The 21,823-nt window shown below is 56.3% G+C and carries 22 protein-coding genes and 1 pseudogene; 1 reads left to right on the top strand and 22 read right to left on the bottom strand.

What is annotated here, in order from left to right; all coding sequences use genetic code 11:
• Positions 1-19 precede the first annotated feature (19 nt).
• From LAO21_14590 to LAO21_14485, 22 genes and pseudogenes are all read right to left on the bottom strand, one after another.
• The gene (locus LAO21_14590; GenBank protein MBZ5553945.1) at positions 20-2,266 is read right to left on the bottom strand and encodes a DUF2339 domain-containing protein; all 2,247 of its coding nucleotides are present in this window, start codon (positions 2,264-2,266) and stop codon (positions 20-22) included.
• 188 nt (positions 2,267-2,454) lie between these two features.
• The gene (locus LAO21_14585; GenBank protein MBZ5553944.1) at positions 2,455-3,723 is read right to left on the bottom strand and encodes a rhomboid family intramembrane serine protease; all 1,269 of its coding nucleotides are present in this window, start codon (positions 3,721-3,723) and stop codon (positions 2,455-2,457) included.
• Positions 3,724-3,885: 162 nt separating this feature from the next.
• Positions 3,886-4,863, bottom strand: coding sequence for a tyrosine recombinase XerC (locus LAO21_14580; GenBank protein MBZ5553943.1), 978 nt, complete (start codon positions 4,861-4,863; stop codon positions 3,886-3,888).
• A 267-nt stretch (positions 4,864-5,130) separates the two neighbouring features.
• Positions 5,131-7,851, bottom strand: coding sequence for a PAS domain S-box protein (locus tag LAO21_14575; protein ID MBZ5553942.1), 2,721 nt, complete (start codon positions 7,849-7,851; stop codon positions 5,131-5,133).
• A 319-nt stretch (positions 7,852-8,170) separates the two neighbouring features.
• Complete coding sequence (locus LAO21_14570; GenBank protein ID MBZ5553941.1) at positions 8,171-8,527, bottom strand: gas vesicle protein; 357 nt, start codon at positions 8,525-8,527, stop codon at positions 8,171-8,173.
• Between the two features lie 11 nt (positions 8,528-8,538).
• Positions 8,539-8,856 carry a gas vesicle protein K gene (locus tag LAO21_14565; protein MBZ5553940.1) on the bottom strand — a complete coding sequence of 106 codons (318 nt, stop codon included), beginning with the start codon at positions 8,854-8,856 and terminating at the stop codon, positions 8,539-8,541.
• 46 nt (positions 8,857-8,902) lie between these two features.
• Positions 8,903-9,190 carry a gas vesicle protein gene (locus LAO21_14560; protein ID MBZ5553939.1) on the bottom strand — a complete coding sequence of 96 codons (288 nt, stop codon included), beginning with the start codon at positions 9,188-9,190 and terminating at the stop codon, positions 8,903-8,905.
• A gap of 359 nt (positions 9,191-9,549) precedes the next feature.
• A complete protein-coding gene (locus tag LAO21_14555) occupies positions 9,550-9,828 on the bottom strand; it encodes a gas vesicle protein GvpG (protein MBZ5553938.1) in 279 nt (92 codons plus the stop codon).
• Positions 9,829-9,851: 23 nt separating this feature from the next.
• Positions 9,852-10,655: a GvpL/GvpF family gas vesicle protein gene (locus tag LAO21_14550; GenBank protein ID MBZ5553937.1), complete on the bottom strand. Its 804-nt coding sequence runs from the start codon at positions 10,653-10,655 to the stop codon at positions 9,852-9,854.
• Positions 10,652-10,945 carry a hypothetical protein gene (locus LAO21_14545; GenBank protein ID MBZ5553936.1) on the bottom strand — a complete coding sequence of 98 codons (294 nt, stop codon included), beginning with the start codon at positions 10,943-10,945 and terminating at the stop codon, positions 10,652-10,654. Before LAO21_14545 ends, LAO21_14550 begins: the two co-directional genes overlap by 4 nt.
• 93 nt (positions 10,946-11,038) lie before the next feature.
• The gene (locus LAO21_14540; GenBank protein MBZ5553935.1) at positions 11,039-11,242 is read right to left on the bottom strand and encodes a hypothetical protein; all 204 of its coding nucleotides are present in this window, start codon (positions 11,240-11,242) and stop codon (positions 11,039-11,041) included.
• A 109-nt stretch (positions 11,243-11,351) separates the two neighbouring features.
• Positions 11,352-11,666, bottom strand: a complete 315-nt coding sequence (locus LAO21_14535; GenBank protein ID MBZ5553934.1) for a hypothetical protein — start codon at positions 11,664-11,666, stop codon at positions 11,352-11,354.
• Positions 11,667-11,668: 2 nt separating this feature from the next.
• Positions 11,669-12,682 carry a gas vesicle protein GvpN gene (gene gvpN, locus LAO21_14530; GenBank protein ID MBZ5553933.1) on the bottom strand — a complete coding sequence of 338 codons (1,014 nt, stop codon included), beginning with the start codon at positions 12,680-12,682 and terminating at the stop codon, positions 11,669-11,671.
• An 83-nt stretch (positions 12,683-12,765) separates the two neighbouring features.
• Positions 12,766-13,251 (bottom strand): hypothetical protein, encoded by a 486-nt coding sequence (locus LAO21_14525; GenBank protein ID MBZ5553932.1) that lies wholly within the window; start codon positions 13,249-13,251, stop codon positions 12,766-12,768.
• 116 nt (positions 13,252-13,367) lie between these two features.
• On the bottom strand, positions 13,368-13,658 hold the full coding sequence (locus tag LAO21_14520) for a hypothetical protein (GenBank protein ID MBZ5553931.1): 291 nt from the start codon (positions 13,656-13,658) through the stop codon (positions 13,368-13,370).
• Between the two features lie 116 nt (positions 13,659-13,774).
• A complete protein-coding gene (gene gvpA / locus LAO21_14515) occupies positions 13,775-13,993 on the bottom strand; it encodes a gas vesicle structural protein GvpA (GenBank protein ID MBZ5553930.1) in 219 nt (72 codons plus the stop codon).
• Between the two features lie 298 nt (positions 13,994-14,291).
• The gene (locus LAO21_14510; GenBank protein MBZ5553929.1) at positions 14,292-14,996 is read right to left on the bottom strand and encodes a GvpL/GvpF family gas vesicle protein; all 705 of its coding nucleotides are present in this window, start codon (positions 14,994-14,996) and stop codon (positions 14,292-14,294) included.
• The gene (locus tag LAO21_14505; protein ID MBZ5553928.1) at positions 14,993-15,811 is read right to left on the bottom strand and encodes a GvpL/GvpF family gas vesicle protein; all 819 of its coding nucleotides are present in this window, start codon (positions 15,809-15,811) and stop codon (positions 14,993-14,995) included. Before LAO21_14505 ends, LAO21_14510 begins: the two co-directional genes overlap by 4 nt.
• A 30-nt stretch (positions 15,812-15,841) precedes the next feature.
• Entirely contained in the window at positions 15,842-17,965 is a 2,124-nt protein-coding gene (locus LAO21_14500; protein ID MBZ5553927.1) for a CDC48 family AAA ATPase, read from the bottom strand.
• 10 nt (positions 17,966-17,975) lie between these two features.
• A complete protein-coding gene (locus LAO21_14495) occupies positions 17,976-18,503 on the bottom strand; it encodes an Hsp20/alpha crystallin family protein (protein ID MBZ5553926.1) in 528 nt (175 codons plus the stop codon).
• Between the two features lie 18 nt (positions 18,504-18,521).
• Positions 18,522-19,913 (bottom strand): annotated as a pseudogene (locus LAO21_14490) (sigma-54 dependent transcriptional regulator).
• Between the two features lie 45 nt (positions 19,914-19,958).
• A complete protein-coding gene (locus tag LAO21_14485; protein MBZ5553925.1) occupies positions 19,959-20,609 on the bottom strand; it encodes a hypothetical protein in 651 nt (216 codons plus the stop codon).
• Between the two features lie 889 nt (positions 20,610-21,498).
• On the opposite strand from LAO21_14485, the gene LAO21_14480 reads away from it, so the two are divergent.
• Positions 21,499-21,732: a transposase gene (locus tag LAO21_14480; protein ID MBZ5553924.1), complete on the top strand. Its 234-nt coding sequence runs from the start codon at positions 21,499-21,501 to the stop codon at positions 21,730-21,732.
• Positions 21,733-21,823 lie beyond the last annotated feature (91 nt).

Here is a 21,823-nt window from a genome sequence, read left to right as displayed (position 1 = left end):
CCTGGCGTGATGGCCCTTGTCACTCAAAGATCGCCTTGCGGTAGCGTTGGTAGAGATAGGCCGCCAGAAGCAGGATGGCCCCCAAGACAATCATGGAGAGCACACGATAGGCCCTCTCCAGGGAGCTGAGATCAACCAGAAACACCTTGGCGATGGTGACGGCAAACAAGGCCATGGCAAACCAGCGGATATCGCGGAACCGTTTGATGATGCCCACGACGATCAGGGTGACCGAATAGATCCCCCACAACACCGAATAGGCCAGTTGCTTCCCGTTCTCGAGGGCCCGGAATCTCCTGCCTGGATCGTAAAACCGCGATCCTTCAGCCCGCAGCAGGGACCATTGCTTGGCGTCATAGTAACTGGAGGCCTCCATGCTCATCAGGATCACCGTCAGGAAACTGGCCAGAAGAAGGAACACCCGGAAGTTTTGGGGCAGTCCCGGGTCCAGGGTCGCGGGCATCTTCTTCAGCAGCCAGGCAATAGCATAGCAAGCCAGAATGACGCTCAGGAAAGTAAAAAATCGTTTGTTGAACACCAGCTGGAAGGTGTCGCTGGAAATGGCCTTGTCGAAAGCAAACAGACGGAACACCGCCAATACCATAACGGCACACGAAGCCAGATGCATCCGGACACTGGACGTTCGAACGGCCACCCAGGTGAGCACTACCGCTTCCACGGCCCATGACAGGGTAATCCAGTTCTGTTTGAGTTGAATCGGGATGGCCAGGGTGACAAAGGTGATCGCCACCCCAAGTGTTATCAGAGCAAACCGCTTCTCCTGTTCCGCCTTTCTCCAAATGGCATTCGCCGTCACAAAATACACCGCACCCATGGAGACGGCAAGGAGGCCAAGGATGCCGTGATGATGCTGCTCCAAAAGAAAGTACAGGGCACCGAAGTATCCCAAGCCATTCGCGACTGTTACACCCAAATCCAGGCTGGAGGTTGCCACCTTCCTCCGGAAGATGAATCCCAGCGGCCAGGACAGGAAGAACACAAAAATAATAGTGAGCGACCACAGCGTGAGAGCGAGGTGCTCTTCGCGATATTGGACCAACAGCCACGGATAAATACTCAGGGCATTCAGAAGAAACGCGGCCCAGCCGAGGCCTTTCAGGAGGAATTTCATCGCAACGACCAGCACGATCACATCGAAGAGCACGATGAAGAGAAACACCTCCGTGCCGTGGTCAAAAAGATTAACAACACTGAACACGTAAAACAGAATCGACGAGGCGCCCATTAAGACCCGGGCCAATAATTGCCTGGGGCCATCGGCTTGACGTTGGGATTCAGCCCCCACAAATAGAAACAAGCCCGCAAAGAGGCATAGAAAAAACTCGGTGGTGCCCCGCTTCTCTCCGCTATAGAACCGGATGGCCCATCCCAGGAAGATGACCAGTGTCAGGATAAAACTCGAAGAGTTCAGGACCGCCCAATTCCGCGCACGCGCCAGATAAGCCACCCCGGCGACCAGGAGCGCTATGTAACTGAGCAGAATCACCTGATGGTCCTCGCCCGTGCTCAACCAGATGGGAGTCATGAAACCGCCCACCAGGCCGATGAGTGCCAGGGCCAGCGAGGAATACCGGGCGGCGAGAACCGAGATCGTCGCCGTAACCAGGATCATCAGAAAGAATGCCGCAGGGGCCGGGATCAAGTGATAAAAATTGAAAGCCGCATAGATCGATAGATAAAGGATCGCGTTTCCTCCACCCGTGACCGTCTGCCCATAGATGGGATACTCCCGCTTCTGAAGCTCTTCACCCCAATAGACGAACCCGATGCCAAAAAAAGCGCCGATGGCGACGCGCATGCTCGGTCCCACCCAGTTGTTTTCGAACGCCAGCTTCAGGAAATAGACCGTGCCCAGGACAATTGCGACAATGCCCACCCACAGCAGCCAGTTCCCCCCGATGCGCGCCTCCAGGCTGGTCGCTGATTTGTCCGACGATGGGATAGACTCTCTGAACAACGGTACGGGAACTGGAGGGGGTATCGGGGCCGTGGTCCCCTGCCCTGCGCCCGGGCGGGGCGACCCCAAGCTTGCCGGCGCAGGACCAGGCCCTCGCTCAACCGGAACCGCCGGTTTGGTTCTCTGGTCGCTCCTGACGCTTGACGAGGTCGGAACGCCCCGCTGGGATTCCAAGGCGAAGATGCGTTGTGTCTGTCGCGCCACAATCTCTTCGAGGTCAGTAAGACGCCGAAGCAACTCATCGATCTTTGGTTCGAGGGGAGAAGGCACTCGAGGATCATCGTCCATCACAACACCTCGCCGACAGGAATGGAATTTCTTTTACTGAGGGTGGTGGGTCGGAAACCAACAGGAAAAGCAGTCAGCCTGAACCCAGTGTCAGACTGTGCGCAATCGAACTCGATTCTAGCGGGGCAAAAACAAAAAATCAAGGTGACTGAATTCCAGAGGTGCCGTTCATCACTCCCCATGCCCACTCAAGGCAGGGACATTTCCGGGGCAATATGATGGCGCAGCGCCTCAATCTGTTTATCAGCCAGCACATCGGCGGGGCGAAGCTCTTTGACCTTCAACCATTCTCGAATGGCGTCCCCAGGTCTCTGCTGATCCTGGTAGATCGCCGCTAAAGCGGCGTGTGACTCCGCATTCTTCGGATCGAGCTCGGCGGCGCGGAGGTATTGATCCGCGGCGTCCTGAAGTCTCTGCTGATGCCACAACACGGCTCCCAGCGTTTGATGATACATGGCCTCCCCATCACCCAATCGCACCGCCGCGCGGGCTTCCCGTTCCGCCTCCTCAAATTTACCCTGGCGGGTATAGATGACCGCGAGATTATTATGAATGGAAGGAAGATCCGGACGCACCTTGAGGGCGCGCTGATACAGGGCCGCCGACTCGTCATAGCGCCTCTCTTTCTCAAGGGAGAGCGCCATCTTAAAGTCAGCCTCCACCCGCTTCATCTCAAAATGGGCCCTCAAAGGGAAGAAGAATGACCCCAGGATGACGGCGAATGGCAACAGCAAACCGTAAGAGAGCACCCTGCGATCCTCAATTGAAGAGCCTGCATGTTCCGGAGGAACTAGAAAGGCCAGGACCGCACCGGTGATCAGACCTCCGAGATGCGCATAATTGTCAATCCCCCGGTTGAGCAGCCCGTAGGCAAGGTTGAACAGGACAAAGGGCACAATCCCCCGTCCCACGACACTTCTGAAGTTGGAAGAGATGCGGTCCCGGTGGCGATAACCGACAATCAACGCCACTCCTGCAACACCAAAGATCGCTCCCGAGGCCCCGGCAGACACGGCCGTAGAGAACAAGGCACTGGCCACCGCTCCCCCAATCCCGGAAATCAAATAGAGATAAAGAAACCGCGTCGAGCCGTAGATCTGTTCCACGACATTCCCGAGGATGAGAAGCGCGTACATGTTGAACATGAGGTGCAGCAAACCAATATGGAGGAAGAGAGGCGTCACCAAACGCCAGTACTCTCCTGCTGCAAACAACGGACGGTACATGGCCCCAAATTTTAGAAGGGTGTTGATGTCAGTCGAACCGCCCATCACTGTCATCAGAAGAAAAATCAGGACGCTGAGGGCGATCAAAAAGAACGTTACGGTCGGCCTTCCCCGGGGTCGTGGGGCCATCGACGCAACGTCAATCGGCTGTCCTGAAGAAAGGCCGCCCGCCGTAGTTTCCCCCATGGGCTGGATAGCGGTCCAATCGAAGCCGCACGCACAAACGTCCATCCCTGCCTCCATGGGTCGACCGCATTGAGGGCAGGAAGGTGGGATGTGGGTTTTGATCGTCATTTGCAACCGTTCCGGGCTGGAATTGGAAGAATATCTTTTGAGGTGACGATGGTTCTCGCAAGGGTGTCGAAGGAGTGGAAAATCGCGCTAGTCATGGCGCTAAGCCTTGGGGTGGGTCTTGTCGTAGACCTCGAGAAGCTGCTTGATGGACGTGTGCGTATATTTCTGCGTTGTCGAGAGGGACTCGTGTCCCAGCATTTCCTGGATGGCCCGCAGGTCCGCGCCCTCGTATAGCAGGTGCGAGGCAAAAGCGTGGCGGAGACCATGCGGCGAAAGTTTCAGGTTTCGATCAAATTGGCGGATGTAGCCATCGAGGAGACGGGCCACCGAGCGGGCCGTGAGACGCCCCCCGCGAAAATTCACAAAGACCGGGGCGCGATTCCCTCCCACCTGGTGGGAACCAAATTTCTGGTCGCGCCGTTCCAGGTAGGTCGTCATGGCCTGCTCCGCCTTTGTTCCAAAGGGAACCATTCTCTCCTTTTTGCCTTTTCCCCGTACCCGCAACATCCGCTCGTCAAAATTAATGTCCTCAAAATTGAGTCCCACTAATTCACTGACGCGCAGCCCCGCGGCATACAACAGCTCGAACATGGCCACATCGCGCTTAAGGAGAAAGTGGGGGTCCGGGCCCGCCTCCGCGCTTTGTGTATCGAGGGCATTCAGAAAATTCCCCACCGTTTCAGCCGTCATCACCTGGGGCAGTTTGCGCGGGATCTTCGGGCCGGCCACCATCAGGGCCGGGTTCTTCTCAATGGCGCCCTCCCGCTCAAGAAAACGGAAGAAGGACCGGATCGCAGCCGTTTTACGGGCGATAGAACTCTTCTGGTTTTCGCGCTGGTAAAGGGACCCGAGGAATTCCCGGATGCGAAGATTGTCGATGGACTTCACATCCGGACCGGCGGATTGTTCCACACCGGCGTCCGGGCCGGACATCGCTGTTGATTTTGCGGATCCTTCCTGCCGCAGCAAGAAGTCGCGAAACTGCGCGAGGTCACTGGCATAGTTGCGCACCGTGTGCGGCGAGGCGTTGCGTTCAAACCGCAGAGAAGTCAGGAACTTCTGTATCCAATCCTCCATACCTTGCGAATTATAACAGGGATGTTGAGGTTCAGAGAGGATATGATCCTCGCGGGCACCCCGAAATTCGGACTGCGGGTTGTGGACACCCCGATCCATCGGGGCGCCGTGAATGTCTTCCCGGAGGAAAACCTTCGAGCGCCACTCCCGGAATCGTCAAGGGCGGTTCTATGGCCAGGGAAGCCGCGACCCTGCCGTCCACTCACGCTGGCGCCCAAGACCGATCCTGTTGGTGCTGGCAAAGGGGAATCTTGATGAGAAATGGCCTCAGGTTTCGACTCTCTCGATCAAGTCACGCACCTTGCGGACCAAGGTTTGTTTGGTGAACGGTTTTTGCAGGAAATCCACGCCGGACGGAAGCACCCCCCGCTGTGTAATCGCCTCCTCAGTATACCCGGAGATGTAAAGCACCCTGGCGGCGGGGCGTGTGAGGGTCAATTGTTCGGCGAGTTCCCTCCCACTCATTCCCGGCATCACCACATCGGTGACCATCACGGAAATCGGTCCTTTGTGGTTTGCTGCGAACGAAATCGCGTCCTGCGGATTGGCGGATTCGAGGACGATATATCCGCAACTCTTCAAAATCTCTCGAGTCAGCCGCCGGAGGTGGTCATCATCCTCGACCAGCAGGATGGTTTCGTTGCCCCGGAGCAGCTCATCCACAGACTTCGTGCCCTTGGTTCCCCCGCCCACATCCTCTTCCGAGCATGGCAGGTAAATTCTGAAGGTCGTCCCTTCGCCCAGTTCGCTGTAAACCCCGATGGAGCCATTGCACTGTTTCACGATGCCATAGACCGTCGCCAATCCCAGCCCCGTCCCTTTACCCTCTTCCTTGGTCGTAAAGAAAGGCTCGAAGAGGTGGGATTGAGTCTCCCGGTCCATCCCCGTTCCTGTATCACTGACGGCCAACATCACGTATAAGCCGGGTTGCATTTCCGGATGGACATCGGCAAAGTGCTCGTCCAGTTCGACGTTGGAGGTCTCTACGATCAATTTTCCACCGCGGGGCATAGCGTCCCGGGCATTGACCACCAGATTCATGATGACCTGTTCAATCTGGCCGGGGTCCGCCTTGGCCAGCTTGAGATCAGGATCAAGGAGAGTTTCCAAGGCAATGTCCTCGACAATCATGCGTCGCAGCATCTCTTTCATTTCCTCGACGACCTCATTAAGATTGATCGATGAGAGCTGCAATGTTTGTTTCCTGCTGAAGGCCAAAAGCTGCCGGGTCAATGCGGCGGCTCGGTCGCCGGCCTTGCTTATTTCTTCAATCTTCTGATAGATGGGATCCGCCGGATTGAGTTCCTGCAACATCATCTCGCTATACCCGATGATGACCCCGAGCAGGTTGTTAAAGTCATGGGCCACGCCACCCGCCAGACGGCCCATCGCCTGCATTTTTTGGGCTTGACGGAGCTGTTCCTCCAGAAGGTGGCTGCGGGTGATATCCTCGATGATCGCTTCAAAATGCGTCACCTTGCCGTTCTCATCGGAAATGGGCCGGCCGCTGATGTGTACGGTGATCGGTGAACCGTCCTTGCGCTTCCATTCCTCGGCCGATCGATCGAACCGGCTCTTCTGGGTAAACGGAGCCATCAATTCCGCCCGATCGCTTGGACGCCGATAAATGTGGGTGACCATATCGACCCCGAGAAGTTCTACTTTGGAATCATAGCCCAGCATGGCAACGAGGGCGGGATTGACCTCCAGAAACTTCCCCTCCACTGACCAGATGGCAATCCCGTAGGTGGCCCCCTCAATCAGGGACCGATAGCTCGCTTCGGAGCGCCGAAGCGCCTCTTCCGCGTGCTTCCGTTCGGTGACGTCTTGGATGGTCCCCACCATCTTCAGGGGGGTTCCCTTTTCGTCGAAGACAAGCTCTCCGCGGCCGTGAAGCCAGCGTTCCTGCCGATCTGATGGCCGGATGATTCGATATTCCCGGTCGAAAGGGACTTTTTCAGCCAAAACCTTTTCGCGAAGATAGACTTTCACCTCCTCGCGATCCTCGGGGTGTAGGAGGCTCAGCCAGCTCTTGACGGTTCTGGGGTGCGACGCCTCGATCCCGAAGATTTCATCCATCACCGGCGTGGTCTCAAACTTCTTGTTGTCGAGATTAATTAGATAGCTGCCGATTTGAGCCGCCCGCTGGGATTCCTCCAGCCAGAATTCCGATTTTCGTAACGACTCACCGGCGCGCTTTCGCTCAGTAATATCCAGGATGATCCCGCGCACCCCGACGCGCTTGTTGGCGCGAACGATTGGGCCGGAACAGATAATTGCTGAAAAGGGGGTGCCGTTCTTTCGGTGGATGACGTACTCCCCTTCCCTCCGTTCCTCCCCGGCCAACAGCCTGCGGATATTGTCTTCAGCTTTTTCTCGATCCTTGGGATCAATCGTTTCCAGAGCATTGATCCCTCTTTCAAAATCCTCCTGGGAGTAGCCCATCGAAGAGAGCGCATAGCGATTGGCGAACGTCAAAGTCCCTTTTTCGTCGATCTCAAACACTGATTGCGGCAACAACTCCGTCAGCTCACGAAACTTTCGCTCGCTGTCCTTCAGCACTTGTTCGGCTTGTTTATGTTGTGTGATGTCACGGACAACAGCATGAATGAGTCCGGTTCCTCCTGCCCGATTGATCCGGGCACTCAATTCAACCGGAAAAGTGGTCCCGTTTTTCCGGCGATGCACGGTCTCAAACAACAACCCGTCCCTCTGTTCCGCCTCCCGAAACCTGGTCTCGATCTCGTCTTTCTTTTCGGGGGACCACAAGTCACGCAGGTCCAACTGGAGCAGTTCGTCGCGGGCGTATCCGTAGGCGGCGACCGCACGGTCATTCACGTTCACGATTTTCCCGGCCACCGATGCCAACAGGACAGGGTCGTTGAGGTACCCGCTGATGGATTCCAAGTAGCTGGCAAAGTCTTTGTACTCCAGCGCCTCGTTGTGACCCCTGCCGTAGAGTTGCGGCCGTTCTTGCGCCCCCGACATGCTCGCGCTCCCTCTTCTCCCTCATCGGGCCACTCTCATGAGCGCGCCGACGCCGGGCGACCAAGAAGAGTGGCATTGAACTCCAGATTGAAATCAACAACCGGACTCGTTCCGTTCCGGACCCTTCAGTTTTCTCTTCTCAGTGGTCGCCTGACGGGGAAGGATATCCCCCGAGTCGACCGTCATTCGAACGCTCTACTCCCGTGCACAGGCTTTGAATAGGGCTTTTTCTCTCGGGGGGAAATAATGGGGCCACCCAGGGGAGGAAAAAGGGAAATGGGTCTCATCGGCCAGGGCCTCGATTCCTTCGATCCGCCGATTACAGCACCGGGGAGGGAATGACCGAGGAACTTTGCGGGACCTGGACCGGAGATCGGCTGAACGAAGCTTCCAGCTTCCCCATCCGTTCTTCAATGCTCGCCAGAGAAGATGTAATCGCGTTCTGATCCATCTCGCGGCGAAAGATCGGGTTGTTCACCCACCAGTCCATCCCCATCTCCTTGGCCTTGTCGACCGAACAAATGACCAGCCGGATCTGGATCGAAAGGAGTTCGATGTCCACCAGTTTCACTCTGATGTCGCCGGCAATGACGATCCCCTTGTCCAGAACGCGTTCCAGCACATCCGACAAAGTGGAGCTTTGGACCGAATGCGACATACCTTGCTGCTGAAGCATGCTATCTCCTCTTAAAGAAGTCTTCCGAGCGGACCAAGATCCAGATTGAGATCCTCTTCTTCGAGACCAAATTCGCACCGGAGCCGTTCAATTTCCTGGGCCTGTTTAATCAGCGTCAGGCCGAGCCTTTCCACCTGCTGGTCGCTCAGGGAACCGCTTTCCACGCGACGGACGGCTTGGCGTTCCAGTAGTTCATGCAGGAGTTTCACCAGAGTCAGGACCAGCTGTCCCAGCCCGTTCTTGGTACTGTTCGCATCCAGGTTCCACCGGGAACCTTTGCCCAGGGCCACATTGGAGTGTTGGGGTCCCAGCAGATTCTCCATCTTCATCACCCGGGCAAAATCGCCGACGGATTCAGATTCCACGTGGCCGAATTCAGGCAACCGCATTCGGATTCTCCTCTCCGAGACATGCTGAGGTGGGAAGGGCCAGGGGCAGCGAGTGCGACCCTTGCTGTCTCGCCTCAATGGAGGTCAGGACCATTTGCAGTCCAAGATAAATGAGATCGATATCAGCGACAGAGATGGTCGCTTCGCCCGTCAACACAATACCTTTGTTCAGGACCCGGTCCAGTACCTCGCACAGAGAGATTTTCTGGGTGTCTTTCAGCGCCAGGTCAGAAATCCCCGTGGGTCGTTTTCCGCTGCTGCTTTTACGAGGCATTGGCCCTCAATTCATTGCGGTTATGTCCCACGACGACTTGACCGTGGAGCGAGCGAAGCGTCAAGCGTCGGGGACCAGGACAAACCAGGTCTGGCGGAAAAGAGGAGAGTCTATTTTTCGGATGCATTCGTTGTCCATGAGAGGCTGTGGCGCAAGCCCACACCGCCCTACCGGAGTCCCACTGACCTCTGAAGATTGGTCGCGTGGCGTTCTTACGGACGGGTTCTTCCCTGGCCGGCTTCCACATAACCCCCATTGACAAGGCGTTGCATTTCTCGGGGCTCCCGGAAGGTTGGAGCTCCAATCCCTTTATTACCTCTGCTGCGGCCCTCACCCGACCCTCTTCTTGAGGTTGTTTTTCAGGCCACTGGGCTTGGATCTTCATCGCCGCTCTCCTCTTCACCGCCCCTTCCAGAACTCTGTGCTGCTTCCAGTCGATCGAGAAGGACTTTCTCCCGTGCTGAGAATTCCTCCTCGGTAATCCCGCCCGCCTCCAGGGCCATATAGAGTTCGCTCAATTCCGTCGCGGCAAATTGCGCTTCGCTGGCAATCTCTTCCATGGCGGCGTTGTGAATTTCCTTGAGGACCCAGAGGATCCCATGGACTGGAAACAAAACGATGTCATCGACGACTAGCATGAACTTCTCAGTGCTCGCCCATTCTAAAACTGAACCGAGGCCTCTACGAAGTTGTGAGGCGCCCACGGGCCGTTGTAGTTCAGTGCGAAATTGTTATCAAAGTGTTTCGCCACCTCAAAGACGTCGGCTTCGAACTGTGGCGTGGACTCCCGTTTGACCAGGCAGGCAACGTTTAACACCTCGCGTTCGCTCCGGCAGTTCAACTGCATCACTTCGGTGTCCCGCCGCGAGAGGATCTCATCCACCAGCTCCAGATGAGATTGCCGATCATCATTGAGCAACCGGTCGAACAGCCTCCCGACTTCGATCTTGTCTTCTTGGGTCGGCTCTCGAGGACCTCCCAATAGTTGGTCTCTCGCCTGCCGGAGTTCCTCGTGGGTAATCACGAAGTACTCAAAGATGTTGGGGACGTCCCAGCTGATGCGCAAGCCCATTTCGACCTTTCCTTCGACCCGACGGAGTTGTTCGAGCAGCATCTGCTGATTGCGGGAAAGCATCTTGCGAATCGCCTGAGGGCTGTCCGCCAGGACTCCAAAGGACATGGGGAGGGGGGTGGTGTGGACCAAAAGCCGTTTCAGAACCTCCTGATGAGCTGCCAGGCGGGCACGTTCCGGTCGAACCCGCTCGACTGCCAGGTTGCTGACCACCGCCGCCACCTTTCCCGAAGGGATGGAATAGACGTCGCTTCCATCGATCCCAAATTCCCCGTATTTTTCCTCGCCGGTGTTTCCGACCACCGCGTACAGATACGTCCTCGCAGCCGCTGTGGGCAGATGGATGGCATGCTTCTCTCCGGCCCTGGCCAAAGTGGTGTGGCTGGTGCTCATAGTATCCTTTCAAGTGCCTGCCGGTTGGCGTATTGGAGAATGATCTCGATCAGAATCTTGGAGCGAAACAGGACGTTTTCGGGTTCGGTGGTCAGGATCCCCCCGGCGATTTCCTCGGCGCTGAGCCCGCTGCTGTGGAGTTCAAGGATTCGCGTCAGCAACACTTGGGAGGGTCCGGAATGACCGGGTTCCATGAACCCGGAAACCTGAAGGTCGGGGCGGCCCGAGACCTCCTCCAGGGTTTGTCCGTTCCACGGCGCCGCTCCACTCTCTCGAAACTGATCCGTCATGAATTTGGCCTCCAGAGGTGCGATCCGTCCGCTCCCCTCCTCGTTTAGCACATGCAGCGAAGAAAAAGGTGGCAAGAACACAGCAGCCCTCCATCAAGGGACAAAGGGAACTTCAATGACCTGCTCGACTGGAACGAGTGGGATCTTTTTCGCCAGGCGGACGTTCTTGATCCGGCCTTCTTCCGTGCGGACTTCGAGGGTCGTGCTGCATACGAAGCATTTGACTTCGCCTTCATAATCGTCATAGTCGTCTTCCAGGTCCACCATATGTCCGCAGGACAGACAGTTGATTCTCATCGTTTCTCCTCCCGACGTCTAAATTCAACCGGTACCTTGATTCACCGCTCATGCGAATTGGTCCCCATCCTGGAGACCAGCCCCCGCCGGTAAGTGGCACACGGGGGGTTCAATATTTGATCTTAAAAGGAACCGCGCTCCGATGATGTGGCGTCCTGAAGCCTGCGGGCAGTCCGTCACCGCGCTTCATCTTGCTTCGGTCACTCAAGGCTTGCATCAGGGCCGCCTGTTCAGCTTCGATTTCCCGCAATCGGGAGTCCAACTCTGCCAATCGCCGCAACTCGTTTGTTCTTTCCGTGGCGCATCGCGTCTTTTCGATCTCCAGGCAGGCGATCTGCAAATGGGCTTTATGGGGGACAAAAGTCCGGCTCGTTTTCCCGGCGAAGGTGCGAATTGTCTTAAGACCGCGGATAGGAATAGGCATGATTACTCCTTTGAGGTTGAACTGGCCCGATGATTGTTCCTGCGCTGTCTTCCCTGCTGGTTTCCGCAGACCTTCCGGATGGCCTCTTCCACCTTCTCTCTCATGAGCGGTTGTCCTTCGCGCGTGACTTTTGCCGTGTCGGTGTTGAGCACGTCATGGCAGATGGCCGAAAAGGACGGGTCATCGATCAGGGCAGACGCGCTCGCTTGAGAAAGGATCCGGGCCAGGGCGATGCTCGCCCGGATGGTGGGACGATGATTATTGACTCCCACGTCCCGGAGCTCTCTGACGATATCGACAATTCTCTCGACATCGGGACGGGCCAGGCCTGATTTCGCCATGGCCACCTCAATCTCGGTCTCCCGGTCAAAGTAACTCAGGTTAATCGTGATCATGCGATCCAGCAGGGCGTCTTGCGTTTTATGCACGCCGGCGTACTCTTCAGGGTTCGAGGTCAGGATGGCATGAAAATCTTCGTGAACCCGCAGGTATCCCTCTCCGGAGCGGCGCATCTTGGGCAGATTCAAAATCTTTCCCTCGAGCACGCTGAGGAGCACGTTGTTCGCCTCCGGGCGAGAACGATTGAATTCATCGTAAATGAGTGTGTATCCGTTCAGGCAGGCGGTGGTCAACCGGTGGTCCTGCCACAGGGTGCTCATGCTCTCTTCGGTCTTGACCACGGAGTGGATGTAGTTGTCGACCAGTTTGGACTTATGATAGCCGGAGTCTTTCCCCACCAGGTCCGAGCTCGCAAACTCGTCATCGCCATGGATCAGCACGACCGGGCGCCCGAGCTTCGCGGCCACATGGAAGGCCAGAGTCGTCTTTCCCGCCCCGGCCGGACCTGCGAAATGCAACGCATATCCGGCATCGAGGTAGGTCATGCCGCGGGCCGTTAAGGCTTGAATATAAGGCGTAGAAACAAACGACTCGCTGGGCTCGGGCTGGACATTGGATTCTTCCGGCAGGATTTGCAGGCTCGGCTCGGCGATCAAATTGGAAGCTTCAACACTCATGGGTCGTTTTTCCCTTCGTTGGAGCGTGGCTTGAAAAGGGCCCGGGGGGAGGCTTTCATGCGCATATTGCTTCTCTGCGAGGTTCATTTTCGATTCCGCCTCAGCGCAGAGAGCTTGGATTTCTTTGGCGTGGCCTCATCCTTCCGGCCTCCCGGTTCATGGTCACGCCCCTCAACCGCTTCGTTGCGGCCCACCGGTCGGTTTTCCTTGCCCTGCAGGGTTGTTCTGGTTTCCTGGTTCCTTCGTGCCTTCGATGGTTCCAAACCCTTTGGTCCCGACATTCGCAAGGTTGCCAGTGCCTGCTGGGCCTCTCCCAGTTCAAGGCGCACTTCCTGCTGTAGGTTGGACACCGTTTCCCGGAGATTCGCCATAAAGTCCGTTCGATTCTTTCTATTTCTCCGGACCGTTTCCGAAAGATCCTTTGAAAACGTCGCGAGCATCTGAGACACCGCTGACTTCCGATCGGTGGCCTCCTGGTGCAAGTCACCGATCAGGTCTCCGCGTTCTTGTCGCAACGCCAGGATCTCGTCGTGAATTCTTGTCAAGCCTTCTGTCAATACGTTTATCATGATTCTCCTTGCCCTCTCCTGTGATTCCTTGCGGTCCAATCGGGGTGGCGTCTGATTCCGCCGGAGCGCCCCGACTTTCATTCTGGGAGATGATGCCCCGCAGCACGGAACGTCAACTACGCCGCCTTACCCACCCACACGCGGCGGGCCATGGCGAGATCGGCCCTGACATTCTGCTTTTGCTCGGCCACTCCCTGCTTCAAATTTCTCAAGAATGCCAGGCGGTTCCCGCGGGCACGTTTCGCTCTCCCGGCAAGATTTTCTGCAATCTCCACGCACATTTCGACGACTTCCGTTCGACGTGCTTTCTTTTGTTCATTCAGTTCACTCCGGAACTCCCGGCGGTTTGTTCTCAGGTTCTGGATTTCTCCGCACAATCGGTTCATGTCTTCTGCAAATCTTCCCACTGTCGTCCTCCTTATAGTTATTGGCTGGGTGTACCTGATTTGTTCTGTCTAGAGGAGGGCCGGATCTCGGCCCCCCCACTTGACAGTTTCTTTAGCGCTCGCAACGCTCTGGCATCCTACGCCGGAACGGCAGCACTGGCTGTGAGGCCGATGGCCTCGGCATACTTCAGGTAGGTCTCAACTGAAGCGATCACAACGCGGGCTTCGATTGAAAGCAGCTCGATTCCAACCAACGACACCTTTGCCCATGCGTCAATCACGATACCCTTATCAAGAATCCGATCGACCACTTCCGCCAAGCTCGAAGAATCTGTAGACTTCTGAATCTTTGCCATCTGTTTTATTCCTTTCCGGGTAACTTGTTACCCTGTTTGGATCGGGCTCCTTTGTGTAGCCCGTGTTCGTTCTTAGTTAGTGCACGGCGGATGCCAATCGAAAGACAATCTGCTGATTATGTGCGTGGCCTTGAATCCAAGGGAGTAACGCGAGTGAGACGGAACCACCCCTCGCGGCGCAAAACGGATTGAGGATTTCTTTCCATAGCGGGAATGGGCCAGGTGAGGCAATGAATCCTGTATTCTGAATCACCTCGGGCAGTATCATTCAGGATTCCTCGGAACTGTCGTGCGGGAATTAAACAAAGTTGTACGGCGGCCAGGGACCGCTCAGGAGTAATTTGGCGTTCTGTTTTTTGAAAATTTCTTGCGCAGTCTGACGGAACGATGCGATCGCGTCGCGGGGAACAAGGAAATAGATCGATTGAAGCCGGCCATTGGCCAAAGGTCGTGCTTCGATTTTGTGATCGGCATACAAACCCTCGAGCATACTGCACAGGGTTTGCACGAGCCTGCTCTGCTGCCGCGTTCCACGGTCAATACTGAGATAATGCAACCGCTTCGCCGCCAGGTAGTCGGTTCCGGACAGACCGGGGAGAAGTGATTCGGCCGCCACCCCGGAGCCGTTCGGGTCAGCTTGGTCGCCCAAATTTTCAGACAAGACCTGAATACCCATCTCGACCGACCCTTCGAGTTTCCGAAGCAGAACTTCATATTCGCTGTAATGTTCCTCTAACAGCCTGATGGCCTCGGAAGCAGTCTGGGGTCGACATCCATAGCGCATGGGAATGACCGTCCGCTGGCGATGAAAGAACTCAACCACTTGTTCATAAGCGAGGATTTCGGAGATGCCCGGAGGAGAGTCGGATGGGGGGAGTTCAGAGAGCACGGCGGATAACCCTTTGTGCTCCACAAGAAACACCGGGGGTCCCCCTACCCCGGCGGGCATTTCGAGGTCGGGAGGAAGCCCACCGGGAAAGACACAATAAAGAAGACAACTCATGCGACGGCATCCATTGAAAGAGGAGGAACAAAGCGATAGGGAGGCCAGGGTCCGGAGAGTTCAAAACGCAACCCTTGCGGCCCGTGCTCGAAGTTCATCCGCCGAATGGACTCTCGAAATGCGGGAAGGGCCTCCTCCGGCAGAAGAAATGCCCAGTTCAAGACCTCCTCGACTCCGTTCTCTTGCCGCTCCCGAGGCACCTTTTCACACTCACAAAAATCCGACGCATGATTCTGGAGATCTCCCGCCACCTCTCGGCAGGTCTGGTTGAGCCAGTGTGTGAATTCCTTGTCGGCCTCTTGCTGAATCCGCCGTTCTTCAAAATACCGGGTCCCTGGAGGCAAGACCGCGAGATCATCGCGCCGATCCGTCAGGCCTTTGGACAACAATGCCTGCTGGGCCTGCTTTCGATGAAGCAGGCCCTTGACCGACCATTCACTTCGCCCCCTGATCCGGTCAAGATAGTGGGTTATGATTTCGCCATGAACGTCCAAGAACTTTCTCAACTTCTCTTGCGATGAGAACAACGTGCCAAAACGCGCCGGAAGCACCGGGGAACAGGCCATGACTTCCTCGACCACGGCCTCGTGATTGACTGCGCGCGGTCCGATCCAGCCGAGTTCCTGCAAGCAGAGTTCGGCCTCCGGGCCGCAGAAATCCTTTAGTGCCACTTCGCTCACCACAGCACAGAGGTCGGGTGAATGGCGAAATACGGAAAGAGGGTGTTGAACATCCAAGCCCGATGCGTTGAGCTCCCCCACAAGGTTCGATCGGGCAATGCAGAACAAATAGACTCCCGTGGCATTCTTTTCCACTTTGTGGAACCCCCCCTTTCGGTAGGTCGATCAACGCACCTGCAGGAAAGCCTCTTCCAAATCGCTCGCCTCAATCACCACCCGGACACCGGATGGATTTGATTCCGAAATTGTACTGACCGCCCGGCGGATGGCCTGCAAGGCAGCATGGTGGCAAACGGAACTGATGTCCGCGCCGCTGAAATCCACCGCGCGCGACGCCAACCCCTCGATGTCGATCCCCTTCCCCAGGGGCTTTTCACGCAAATGAACCTTGAAGATCGCGCGACGCCCGGCTTCGTCCGGAACCTGGATTTCCAGGATTTCGTCAAACCGGCCGGGCCGGAGAATGGCCGCATCCAGGATATCCAACCGATTCGTGGCCCCCAGCACCAGGACCTTCTTCAACTCCTCCACCCCATCCAGTTCCGCGAGGAATTGGCTCAAGACGCGCTCACTGACGTGCGAATCGGCGGTCCCGGCGCCTCGGCTGGGAACCAGCGCATCAATCTCATCGAAAAACACAATGCATGGTGCCGCTTGCCGCGCCTTGCGAAAAATCTCCCGCAAGGCTTTTTCAGATTCACCAATGTACTTGGAAAGCAACTCCGGGCCTTTCACCGAGATGAAATTTACCTTGGTCTCGCTGGCGACGGCTTTGGCGAGCATGGTCTTGCCGCAACCGGGTGGGCCGCTGAGCAGAATCCCCTTGGGAGGCCGGATCCCGGCCTGCGCAAACAGGTCAGGGAACTGAAGCGGCCACTCAACGGCTTCCACGAGGCGCGCTTTGACCTCATCCAGTCCGCCCACATCCTCCCAGCGCACATTGGGAACTTCCACGAACACCTCGCGCATGGCGGAAGGCTCGATGGTTTGGAGGGCCTCGGTAAAATCATCCATGACCACTTCGAGCTTGGAGAGCTGATCATACGGGATGTGGGCCATTCCAAAGTCCACATCAGGCATGATGCGCCGCAGACAGATCATCGCGGCCTCCCGGCACAATGCTTCGAGGTCCGCCCCGACAAAACCGTGGGTGATTTCGGCCAGATGAGGCAGATCCACCTTCTCGGCCAAGGGCATCCCCCGGCTGTGGATTTCAAGGATGTCCTCGCGTCCGTGACGATCGGGTATGGGGATAGCAATTTCCCGGTCAAAACGCCCCGGCCGTCGCAGGGCAGGATCGAGGACCTGAGGCAGGTTCGTTGCGGCGATGACGATCACCTTGCGCCGCTGCGAAAGCCCGTCCATGAGCGCCAGCAGTTGAGCGACCACCCGCTTCTCCACTTCTCCGACAACCTGCTCCCGCTTCGGGGCAATCGCATCAATCTCATCCAGAAAGATGATGCTGGGAGACTTTTGGCTGGCCTCTTCGAAAATCTTGCGCAAATGCGCTTCACTCTCACCATAAAACTTATGGATGATCTCGGGCCCGCTGACGGCGTAAAAATTCGCCTGGGTTTCATGCGCAATGGCGCGGGCAATCAACGTTTTGCCGCATCCCGGAGGCCCGTAAAGAAGCACGCCCTTCGGAGGATCAATACCCAGGCGCTCGAACACCTCCGGATAACGCAGCGGCAGTTCAATCATTTCACGGATGCGCGTCAGATGAGGCTTCAAACCGCCAATGTCTTCATAGGAAATGGCACGCTGGTCCTTCCCCTCGACGGCTGCGCCTTTGGAGATGACCAGTTGAGTGGTTGGGTCAATGAGAACAGGTCCCTTGGGAACCGTGCTCTCCACCTTGAAGTCCGCCCAGCGCGCTCCAAAGAGGGTGGCGCGAATGCGATTGTCCGCCAATACGGGCAGGCCATCGAGGCGACTCCCGATGTAATCCAAATCCCGTTCCGAAGGAGTGATATTGGTAGGAGCCAGCACAATCCGCTGGGCGCGCGGACAGGAGATCCGGCGCACGTCCACATGCTCATCCAGCCCGGTCCCGGCATTCTCCCGGGTGAGACCGTCCAACTGAATTCGGGATTGGTCTCGTATCTCCTTATAGGCCGGCATGACCTTGCACACCGTCTTCGACTTTCCATTCACCTCGACGATGTCGCCGACCTCGACTTGCAACCGGGCCATGTCTTCCGGCCCCATGCGGGCGAAGGCCCGGCCTACGTCTTTGCTCAGCGCTTCACTGACTTTGAGCTTGAGCAGCTTTTCCGCTGTTTCCATGGTTGCTCCTTCATTTCGACGACTTCGGGCACTTGATCTCGAGGATCCCGTTGTTGCAGCTGACCTGCATCTTCTCTTTGGACAGAACACACGGCAGGAGGACTTCCTTCTGATATTTCTTGTCTCCTCGCTCCGCAAAAAGGGTGAGCACATCGTCCTTGAGATCGACGCGAAGATCTTCCTTGCTGATGCCCGGTAACTCCGCCAGTATCAAGACATGGTCTTCTTCTTCAAAAACGTCCAACATGGGTTCGCGGACTTCCCGGACCTCGGTCCGGCCCGACTTCGTGTCTCGACGGATGTTTCCAAAGGGTTCGATACGCGGCCCCTGGTCACCCAGTCCCACCTTGACCGTGAATCCGTAAATTCCGCGGAGCTTTTTCCCGGCGTCGTTGATTTCGCCGGTCTTGGAAAGTTCGCCGTTGTTTTCGGCAAGTTCCCCCAGCTTTTCCACCAGGTCGCCCAGCCCTTTCAACATCCCTCCCAGGCCCCCCTCTAATCCCGTACTCGAGTTCTTCCCTCTTCGACTTTCTTGCATAAGCCTCCTTCTCCTTTTTTAGTCGATCGAAATGCCGTATTGTTTGACTTTCGAATGCATTGTCTTGTAATCGATCTGAAGCAAGCGGGCCGCCTTGGCTTTGTTTCCGCCCGTCTCGCGCAAGACCTGAGTCAGGATTTCCCGCTCAATCGCCGCCTTCTTGCACTCCATGACTTCCCTCAGAGAAAGACTCCCTTTGGATGAGTCGAAGACGGTCGATTCGCTGTCCGCCTCCGGCGTTTTCGGCCCCTGTGGCTGCGCTCTGATCCCCAGGTGCTGCACGGAAATACTTTCGTCCGCCAGCAGGACGGCCCGGCGGATCATCGAGCGGAGCTGCCGTACGTTTCCGGGCCACTCATAGGCCAGCAAAGCGTCAACTGCCGATTGGGTAAAACCATGAACCGTCTTCTGTAACTCGAGGTTGGTGGAATCCATGAATCGCTTGGCGAGGTATAAAATATCCTCCTGACGCTCACGCAAGGATGGAACCACCAATGAAAATTCGTTCAGTCGAAAATAAACATCACGGCGGAACGCCCCTTCCTCGGACGACTTGTTCAGGTCCCGATTGCTGGCCGCCAGGACCCGCACATCTGTCTTAATCGGTTGGTTCCCGCCGATCCGGTAAATGGTCTTCTCCTGCAACACGCGCAAAAGCTTTGCCTGGGAGCCCCACGGCATATTGGAGATTTCATCCAGAAAGAGCGTTCCCCCGTGCGCCATTTCGAACCTGCCAATCTTCTGCTTATCGGCCCCTGTGTAGGCGCCTTTCTCGTGCCCGAACAGCTCGCTCTCCAGGAGCGGCTCAGGGATGGCCCCGCAATCCACTGCCATAATCGGACCTTCACTTCTCGAACTGAGCTGGTGAATGGCGTGGGCGACCAGCTCTTTTCCGGCCCCGGTCTCGCCCAAGATCAAGACGCTGAAGTTCGTTTTGGCGACCCGGTCAACCTCGGCGGCCAGCCGCCGGATCGCATCACTCGGGCCCATGAATTCCAGCAATGAGGAGGCTCCTTCCAGGACATGCGATGAGAGTTGTCGGACCTTGCGCCTGAGTGCTCGTTCGTTCAGTGCCCGGAAGACCACTCGCAGCACCTCATGGTTCTTGAGGGGTTTGGCAAGGTAGTCGTGAGCCCCCGCACGCATGGCCGCGACCGCCGTCCGGATCTCCGGATATCCGGTGATGAGGATTACCGGGAGATCTTCATCATGCCCTTTAACCTGCTTCAACATTTCCAGGCCATTGCTATCCGGCAGCTGTATGTCCAGAAGCATGGCGTCAGGATGTTCCGTGCGTATCTTCTCCAAGCCAGCTTCTCCCGTATGCGCCACCACCGGGATCATGCCCTCCCGCTCCAGACACCAGGACAGAACGGAACAGACTTCGTTTTGATCGTCCACAATCAGAATCTTGCTGGCAGGTGTTGACTCAGATGACACAGTCGTTATCCTTCTTTAAGCAGGGAGTGGATGAATCGGTTGGACAACATGAATATCCCTGTCAAGCCAGGGCCCGACGGAATGGAGCATCCCTATGAAGAGCAGTCCTGTTTCCAGGGGTTGGAGAGTCGTGTTGATGCGTTGCGCAATAAACTGATCGCGCCGCACCAGCAAAGGATCTCTCGATGATTTCCGGCGTATCTCTCCTTGGAGGGAAATTCCAGTTTTCTCCGTGGCAAATGTCTGTTTGGCTTGCTGATACTCTTCAACGAGGAGGTCGGGAGATTCTGTCCCCATCAACGTGGCCCCTTTTTGCCCCAGGCGCACCAGCAATTGATAGTTTCGACTTCCTCCCTTTGCCAGATCGGTGACAATCTCGGCTTCCCTGCCGCAAACCGGCAAACCGTCCTGGTAGAGGCGAACTTGTTCATAAGCAAGAGCAAGACTCTCGATGGTCTGTTCAATTTGGCTCCACAATTTGTCGACGAGGTCCAAGTTGCGCTCCCAACTCTTTCGGCCCAGCTTCTTGATCTTTAAGCGATTAATGGATTCGGCCAATGCACCCATGTCGGCCTGTGTGTGAACGATAGGAATGTAAATGAGCGTCCTCTTTGGATTCGTCTCGCTGCGGGCTGCCCTGGCAGCTTCTATTGTTCCTCTCGGCATGGCTCTAATGGGGAACTTGCTCTAGGGTATGGACTCCATATATTTAGGGGGGAGTCTCCATTCTACGGGCGGCAGTTCCGATGATTTCATGCCCCAACTTCCTTATCCCGAGGGACCGCCGGGATGCTGAGGCGGTCAAAACAAAGCGATTTCAACCCTAAAATCTCTCCAAATATTGTCAACGGCCCCTGATTCTGAAACTAATCGCCCGCCTCCTCCTTGAAGCAGCACCGGTCGTCAATCTATGGCGCTTCTTCCCTAAGACCACAGAATAAGACCGGTCGCCTCCATGTTTGCACTTCAGTGGCCTTCTTGCCGAAGACTGCAAGACTGAGGGGGCCGTCAGCTGCATCTAGCTCAATGGGCGACCTTCATGCTGCTGAAATATCAGGATTCCCCGGTTGAGAATTCGACCCGCGAACAACCAAGAGACAGGATAGATCTCTAGGATCTACACTCAATTTAACTCTCGATGAACCTCGAATATGGCGGGATCTTGTTGAAGCCCGGCGAGAGGACCCCGCATGGAAGCACCTGATGTGATTTCAATCACGACTCTCATCCTTGTGACTCTGTTTCTTCGTCCTCAATCCGCGCAACCCGACGATTCTCTGAGTCGGACGACCGTCCTTGAACGATTTGGACAAAGGGATTCCTTTAATCAGGAATTTGAATTTGCGAAATGACGACGCACCGTCTAGATGTCACCAGAATGGAGGGGAGAATTGGGTGCGAAGTTCTTGCTCCAAATGTATCGGCAGGAATCCGTTTTACTTTAGTTAAAAGTTTTGGACTGGGGAGGCAGAGATATTGCGGGTCCGCTGTTCTTCAGTGAAGCCTTTATGGATTGGGCATCCGCTGCTTTAGCAAATCCCATCGGTGGCAGCCGGTGCGCCGCTGTGCCGCCGGGACCGAACTGGCCCGAGCTCAGGTCAGCACCCTGCGAGAGCGATTGCTCAAGCTGGGCGTGTGGGTGAAACGCTCGGCGCGTCGCGCGGTGCTGCATCTGCCGGTGCGTTATCCGTGGTTCGTGGTTCTGCTGTTGGAAGCGAATCGCGGCTGCCCTCGGAGCCACGTCATGAACGCGAAAGAGCAAAACTTTCGATTCTCCTCTCCCTTCTGAAGAGAACAGTGTGCACGCCACGACCCCGCCCTCGCGCCGCAAAGATAAAAAGCGCGGGGCTCAGACGGGGCTACAATCTAAGTGTCTCCAG

It is taken from the genome of Terriglobia bacterium, from assembly GCA_020073085.1.
GTDB lineage: Bacteria > Acidobacteriota > Terriglobia > JAIQFV01 > JAIQFV01 > JAIQFV01.
Note: the sequence above shows the minus strand (reverse complement) of the source record. Positions and strands in the feature narration are given on the sequence as shown.